The sequence below is a fragment of the Streptomyces sp. NPDC034099 genome (assembly GCF_055575415.1).
This window is the reverse complement of the sequence record NZ_JBVISR010000034.1, coordinates 1-7,759: the sequence shown is the minus strand read 5'-3', so window position 1 is coordinate 7,759 and position 7,759 is coordinate 1. Positions and strand designations below refer to the sequence as shown.

Here is a 7,759-nt window from a genome sequence, read left to right as displayed (position 1 = left end):
ACTGCCTCGCGCAGGCCCTCGGGCGCGAACGAGAGGTAGGTGACGGTGCACATGCCACCGAAGCTCTGGCCGAGCACCGACCACGGTTCGTTGGTAGCGGTCCGTAGTCCCTGGACACTTCCAGGCGCCACAGCCGCGCATCGGAGATGTCCGCGATCCTGGGGGATGACTGGAAGCCGCAGATCGCCAAGAGCCCGAAGACCAGGTCGCTGTACGAACTGGTATCAGTGATGACGATCTCCGGGCGGACCGGCCCGTCCAGGTTGAACATCGCGTCCAGGATGCCGAGCGAATCCCTCCACGCCCCGCTCGGCACCGCGGGCCACCAGCGCGACAACGAGGGCATCCGGCGCCACCAGGACCGGAGGCGGCCACCCTCCCCCCTCCGAAGGGACGGCTGAGCCCCCGGTGCCGGTCCTGACACCCGGTACGACTGGAGACGTCTCTACGTCGACCCACAAGCGATCGCCTTCGGCAGGTACTCGCTCACCCTCGATCAGGTGGAATGGGTCAGCTATACCGCGACGCACACCGCCACGAAGCGTTTCTTGTACCCGACGACCCACGACAGCAGATGGGGGGTTCGCGGTGGGCAGGTACCCGTACGTCGGCGGCCCTGTATTCCGCGTGCGCTTCTACGAGTCAGGACGCCGAGCAGAGCAGCCTGAGAAGTGGACGTTCCTCGTGAACCTGACCAGGCAATACCTGGAGCCCCGATTGCTGACCGGTCTCGTCGTCCGGGGCCGTAGCGGAGAGACCGTCGGCGTCGGCGTGAAGGTGAACCAGGAGGGCATCGCGTGCGGCCGCGCAGTTGTCCAACGGCATGATCTGCATCTACCAGGCAGGTGTCGAGACGCCGGTGTTGAGTGTGCCTCTGAGCCACCCCAACGCCGGATTGATTCCGGATCTCATTGCCACGCTCACCCCGTGCTGCTAGGTGGCATGCACGAGACAGCGACTGAAGCGACCGAAGTTCCCAATAGCGGCGACGTGCAGCTCGGAGGCGTCGCCGGAAACCTCGGATTTCAGTCGCTTGAGTCGCTTCATCCTTCCCGGTGCCCTACTGACCTGGCGTTTTCGTCTTCTCCGGCAGCGACTCACCCCTGACGGAACGGTTGCCCAGCTGTCAGCTATCGCCGACACCAGGGGAACGGCATCGATCCGAGCGACTGAAGCGACCGGATCGCAAGCCACTCGCGGCAGTTGGAAACCCAGCCGCCGTTATAGAAGTCGTACGACCGCGCCGATCAGTTCCCCACGAGGTCGTACGGATTCATGGCGGCGGCCGCGATGACGGCGGCCAGAGCCGCGGGCTGGGACAGGAACGGAGAGTGCGACGCCTCGAGTTCGGTGACCGTGGTCGGGGAGACCGACACAGCATCGATTTCCCTGACGAAGCGGCGTTGCATCGCCGGAGGAATGGCGTTGTCCAGGGTGCAGACCACGTAGGCGTGCGGGATGCTGCCGTAGCGATGCTCGGTGACCGTCAGAGTCTCGCTGAGTATCTGGAGGGGGGCGTCCGGACTGAGCAGATCGATCGCGGAGTCCGCCGTGCGATCGTCGACGTCGTTGTAGAAGGCTTCCTTGATCTCGACGCGCCGATCAGGATCGCGGGGGTCGACGCGCAGGGCGCCGACCCCCGCGGGATCACCCACGACAAGCGACGGCACGTGGGAACCGGACATCTCTGGGCACAAGTTGTAGTCCCCGGCAGGCAATCCGCTCACCGGAGCGTACCCGGCCACGTAGACCAGCCCGCCCACCAGTTCCGGATCGAGTTCCGAGACCGCCGTAACGATGGTTCCCCCCATGCTGTGCGCCACCAGAAGGCAGGGCCGGCCGCCGCCGATCATCCATATTCTGTCCATGAGGTCCGCCGCCGCGGAGGATGCGGTGACATGTGCAACCGGTGACTGCTCGACATCGAAGGCCGTCCTGTCGAACGGGCGTGTCCCGTAGGCGCGTGGTGCGGGATTCCGCAGTCCGTGCCCATCGAGATCGACCGCCACCGACGGGACCCCTCGGGCAGCCAACTGCTCGACCACGGGACTCCAGCACCAACTGCCGTGCCAGGAGCCGTGTACCAGGATGACAGGCATGGGATTACTCAACGTCTTCCTCACTCGTGTCCGGCCGGGAGGGCGAGGAGGGCCAACACCTCAGGCGGCCGCTCGGACACCGCGTGCTCAGCACTTCGGGCGTGATCCCGTGTCACAGGTAGGACGGTCCGCCTGCGGGAATTGTTCCTCCGGTCGTCGTGACGGCGCACACATCCCGCACGCGGTCCGGCCGACGCCAGCGGGAGGTCGAGAGGGCCGGCCAAGAACGTGGGCCCCCAGACGGGCCATCGGACAGGGCCGTCGATCGAGCCCGTACACACGTCGACCGGGGTGCCGACGGGATTCGACGACGGTCTGTCACGAACTCCATCAGGCCCCGATCCGGCCGGCCTGTCCGGGACCGGCGATCAGCACCACGAACCAGTCCGTGAACGTCCAACCCCGGAGGACGCAGCGCGTGTCACGCGGCTTTGACCGTGCGTCCTCCACGGTGATGTCCGGCACCTCTCCCCCACGGCGTCACGCGTCGCGGCGTCCTGGAAGGAACTGATCGAGCACGGCTGCGAGGAACTTGGTGTGGTCTGGCAGACCGGACTCTCGCACCAGTCGGTCGATGATCGCCCGCTGGGCCTTGGTCGGCTTGTACTGCAGCTGAACAGGGCCGAGGCCGCGCAGGTCCGAGTCGTCTGGCTTGACGGTGACGGCGAACAGCTTCGACTGGAACTTGGGCGCGCGTCGCGCGTCATCCACGACCTGCGCGAGTCCCCTCTCGGCGGCCGCCTCAACGGCGATCAGCACAATCTGCGTGTGCGTGATGTCGTTCTGCTTACGGTACTTGCGGAACCGCGCCGCCACGTTCTGGGACACATAGAAGCCGACGGGCTTCGCGGTGTCCGCGTCGTTGAGCTCGGGCACATGATCCGGCTCCTGTACGGCCTCGCGGGCGGGCTGGGGGATCACCGGCGGGGCGGCCAAAGGGGTCGGCATCGGGGTCACCGGCGCTACGGGCTGGCTCTGCGCCGGGGCCGGGGTGGCCCAGCCGGCGAGCGCGCTCGACGAGGCCGCCGAGCCGCCGCCTCCACCTCCGCTGAACAGATTGCCGACACCTTCGTCGGACATGCTCTGCTCGTCGTCCGCGTCCACGCGCTTCTTGCCCTTGGGCGGGGTCATGCAGCTGCTTCCTTCCTCAGCTCGAGTGCCCTGGCGAACATCTCTTCGGTGAATCCTTCGTAGTCGGAGACCAATCCTTCGACGGTCTCAGGGATGGTCCGATCACCCTCCCTGCGCCGGTCGGCCAGCTCCTGGACCAGCAGCCCGCGCTTGCGCACGAGGCGTGCCACCGACTCCGTGTGCCCGATGAGGTGCTTGAACATGTGGGCGTCCTCGCCGAGCACCTTGTGAACCTGTCGCCGCACGTCGGCGTGGATGCCCGTGTAGGTCCGCCCTGTGTCGAACAACAGCACGCCGAGAAGCTCCAGGTGCGGGTTGAGCTGGCTGACGAACCTGACGTAGGAGAACTCCAGGCCGATCTGCGCGAGTCCATCCTCGGCTCCTCCGTCGCTCTTGACCGGAATGATCAGCCAGCGCGCAGTGGAGAGGGCGAGCCGCTGCAGCGACGGATTCTCGGGCGGGGTGTCGAGAATGATGATCTGGTATTCGTGTGCGATCGGCAACAGGCACATCAGCAGCCGCAGATACGCGTGCGGCCCTTCCTTCGCCAGCAGCGTGTGGAAGAAGATGCCGAACTCGTCGCCGAGCGCCGGACCGCCCATGACGACATCCAGATTCTCCCTCACGCCTCGCCTCGGTGTGAGGGGGGTACCGGTGCGCAAGGACTCGAGGAGCCCCGCTCCCCCGTCGTTCCACTCAGCCCGCTTGTAGCCGAGTTCACGCGCGATGTTGCCCTGTGCGTTGCAGTCGATGATGAGCGTTCGAAGCCCGCTGCGAGCTGCTTTGCCCGCAGCGTTGGCCGACACCGACGACTTGCCCACACCGCCCTTGCCGTTGCCGAACATGAAGATGTGCGACAGCGAGGCCCACGGGATCTGGGGCAGGTGCTGCTGGCTGTCGGGTGCCGCGAAGGGACTGGCCATGGGTCCTCTCTCAGTGTCGTTCAGATCCGGTGGGACCCGGGTGGAAGCGGGAAGGCTGGCGCACGACCAGACGCCGATACATCCCATTTGGCAAAGTTTGCACGGCCGAAAGTTCTCTCAGAACGATTCTGAGCCGCAAAACGCTCGACCCTGATGCCGAGGACCCCCCAGAACGCCCTCCCGGGAGGCGGCAGAGCCCTCCAACTTGCCATCCAGGCAGGTAAACCAGGGGTTGGGTGATAGCACTCCAACGCGGTACCCCGCATCTCTGCTCGCTTGATTGCCTGCTGTCTGACAACTCGACTCAGCAACTGCTCCACCAGTGGTGATTTCAACAGGGTCCACATCCGCTACATCCACAGATCCGTTCACCTCCAGCGACGTTGTGACACAAAGCGATGCTCAGGTTAGCAGGGTGATCACGCTACGGGTACGCCGACACGCGAAGCAGCAGACTCGGACGCCGAGGGGCACGCAGGCGACAGGGCCCGCCACCTCGTCGGCCCGCACATCGGCCCGCACTCCCCCACACTGGTGTGCCCAGCATCGCACCGTGAAGCAAACCGACAACCCATCAGCCGTACCGACCCACCATTCGGCCCACCGATCCATTTTCTACTGGGCGCGCGACGGTGCGGAGAGGCCGACGGTTCCACCGGCACCCCACGAACCCTGCACGCGGGCCTGTCGACAGGTCCCGCTGCCGATCGCCACGCTCGCCTGAATCCCTGTTCCTCACCAAGCCCGGCGACGAGTGTCCCGGCAAGCCGCCACATCGGCGTGCCACTCCCCCGCCAGTCGTGCTACTCACCTGGTCCGCACGCCAGTTTCCGGGCAATTCCGCACTCCAGTCAACTCTCTGACTCGCCGTCTCGTAGACGTCCTCATCAGCTGTCCCGCATGCAGGCTGAGCTACAAGCGGGCCTCTCTGCTGACTCGCTCCTGTGTAAGCACCCGCGCCCGCGCCCGCGCCCGGAATCCAGCCTACGAACAGGTATCTAACCCTGCGTGGAAACGTGCCCTGCATGGAGTGCGCTGGCAGGTGGCTCCATCGGCTTGGAAGTCGACCCGCAAGGAGATGACGCACATCGCTGGACCACGTGCAGCCTTGCAAGCACGGAACCTGACAGGAATACATGTCCCCCTGCTCATCACCAGAGCTACTCATGCCTGGACTTGCTTCCCGGCACTCCAGCTCGCCTGCGAGCCACCATCCACTCAGACCGCGATGCCTGTTTCCACCCGCGCCTACATGCCGACCGATCATCACGTTTCTAACCAGGTTTGCAACTTGACGTCCACACAAGCGCATGCCAGTGCCATTGACCAGGTAATGACTCAAGTTGCTTTCCGGGGATCTATCGAAGTGGGGAGAAGTATCGTGACACACACCTCGACCAGGGTGATGGGTCAGGCCCGTGCACACATTTGCCTGCAAGCTTGCTCCCATGTTTGCGACCTTGTTTGTTCTCCCAGGTCAAGTGGCCTATATGGGCTCTCTAGCAGGCTCCACCCTAGAGGTGCTAATAGCGGATAGTCCAGCATGCTGCACCTGATCCGGGAATAGCAGGGGGGTGCGATAGTGCTTGCCGTTGACTGCTTGGCCTCGTGGATGTGCACCACGTTGTGCCAGTACTCGCGCTGCGTCGATGACCAGCAGGTCTCCAGTGCCTGAGTCCCCGAACACTCGCTCTTCCGGTGCCTTCAGGCCTCGTCAGATCTTGGATGAAGCGGCACGAAGAGAGCTGCACTCAGCTTCACTACCGCAATGACTACTCCCCACCGGCCAAGCAATGCGTGCTTGAAGCCGCGCACACTAGATGGCCACCTGTGCGCCGTGCTGACTGCCACAGCGCTCCCCTCCGCTGGGGAAGCATGCCCTTGGAGAGTGAAGACTGGGTGCGAGCTCAAGGCCGAGCTGAATAGCGGATAGCGGCTACCGGCGAGCGTCCGCATGCTTCGAGTGCGTCGGCCTTCCCAGCAGTTGCTCCTACCCGGCCGACCTTTACGAACCTCGCTGGTCGCCGATCTGTGCGGGCCAGGTCGCTGGACGGTCCGGGCCTGACAGTGGGGACTCCACCGTCGCCGTTGCAGCCGAAGACCTGTCATCTGAGGCGATAGGCGCTGGCGACTTCGGTGCACGAGGCCGCTGTGAACCGCAGGCAGCCAATGGCCTCCGGCGACCCGTACCCTGACCGCCTGCGGGACAGCTCCCGCTCCCATCCGCGGACGTTCCCGTGGCCGGCCAGGTCGGCCCGAGCAACCACTGGATCGATCCAGACCACCCCGGGAGCCGCACCACCTGCACGCGAGGATGGTGCTGCGAAGCAGAACATGACATGACGATTGATCAGCCCAACGGGCGAAGGAGGTCCGCAGGCCACTGCCCGACACCGTGCCGTGCGGGGTGCCCGTTGGAGCCCGTCTCAGAAGCTACCCGTCGCTCTCCGTGGCGCCCCGTGCGTTCAAACAGGGTAGGCAGAATGTTCCTCGCCCGCACGACGTGCCACCCCACGGGTGGCACGTCCCGGCCGCTTCCGCGGTCGTCCGGCCACTCTTCAGCCACGAGGCCCACCCGTGCGACAGATGCCTTGCCGAATGCGCTATCGCAAGCGACAGCCGACGTCGGTGAGCACCCAGAGCCGGGGGAGTCATGCAGCGAGGACGCGCGTGAACATGCCTCCACAACCGGCACGGGCGTGGACGCGACTGCGCGCAGCTGACGCCCCGTATCTCGCCTCAAACGGCGTGGGGCGGAAGCCACGCAAGCCTGGTTGGGGCGCCTACCGTCGCTGCGGGTGGAGTCGGCGGACTGCCCGTGTGCCTCGGCACGGGCTCCCTGGCCGGCGGCACCAGGTCGGCCCAGTGAGGGGGAGTGGCGCCGGCTCAGCGGCGCGTCCGGCGGTCCTGGCCCGTCGGACGCGCCGCCTCAGGGGCCCGGTCGGTCGCAGCCCCGGACCCCGCCCGGTGGGGCTTCAGAGGGCGCGGGTCGGCAATGCCGCCTCGCGCTCTGAGAGGCTCTGAGAGAAGTCATTGAGCATTGAACTATTTGGCGGAATCGGGTGGGATCGGTCTGGAGCTAGGTTCCGCGCTAGTCGGTGGCGGCCACGGTGGGCAGGAGGGCGAGGGAGAGGATGCCGCCGGTGAGGACGAGGACCAGGTAGTCGGTGGCGGCGACCAAGAGACCGGAGGTCATCCCACCGGTGGCGCCCGCGATGGTGATGGAGACGTCGACCAGCCCCTGGGTCTTGGCGCCGCGGACGAGGGGGACGATGTCGGTGATGATCGCGGTGCCGGACATCAGTGTGAGGCGGCTCGACCAAAAGCCCACATGCTGGCCTGACCCTCTACCAGGTCCTGGACACACTCCAGGAGCTGCTGAGGTGCTGGACCGGCACCTGCACTACCTGCGGCTGGCTCCTCATCACACGCAGAACCCAACGAAGTACTACTAGGCCGAGTTCCAGGCTAGGCCGAGTAGGGCGAGGACTAACTGGCTCTAACAAAAGCGGCTGATCATGAGACGGTCGGCTGCTCTGCTTGTAGGTCTGGGTATGGGAAACCGTCAGTCGCGGCCGTGGATCGTGTCGGATGAACTGTGGTCGC

Annotated in this window: 3 protein-coding genes and 2 pseudogenes; all 5 read right to left on the bottom strand. The window is 65.5% G+C overall.

Features of this window, described 5'->3' with window-relative positions:
- Positions 1 to 154: 154 nt before the first annotated feature.
- Positions 155 to 271 (bottom strand): annotated as a pseudogene (locus ACZ56V_RS39410) (Tn3 family transposase); the annotation flags it as partial.
- A gap of 976 nt (positions 272 to 1,247) precedes the next feature.
- The gene (locus tag ACZ56V_RS39405) at positions 1,248 to 2,099 is read right to left on the bottom strand and encodes an alpha/beta hydrolase (RefSeq protein WP_468948748.1); all 852 of its coding nucleotides are present in this window, start codon (positions 2,097 to 2,099) and stop codon (positions 1,248 to 1,250) included.
- Between the two features lie 480 nt (positions 2,100 to 2,579).
- On the bottom strand, positions 2,580 to 3,230 hold the full coding sequence (locus ACZ56V_RS39400) for a hypothetical protein (RefSeq protein WP_468948746.1): 651 nt from the start codon (positions 3,228 to 3,230) through the stop codon (positions 2,580 to 2,582).
- Complete coding sequence (locus ACZ56V_RS39395) at positions 3,227 to 4,153, bottom strand: ParA family protein (RefSeq protein WP_468948744.1); 927 nt, start codon at positions 4,151 to 4,153, stop codon at positions 3,227 to 3,229. Before ACZ56V_RS39395 ends, ACZ56V_RS39400 begins: the two co-directional genes overlap by 4 nt.
- A 3,091-nt stretch (positions 4,154 to 7,244) precedes the next feature.
- Positions 7,245 to 7,457, bottom strand: a pseudogene (locus ACZ56V_RS39390) (MFS transporter); the annotation flags it as partial.
- Positions 7,458 to 7,759 lie beyond the last annotated feature (302 nt).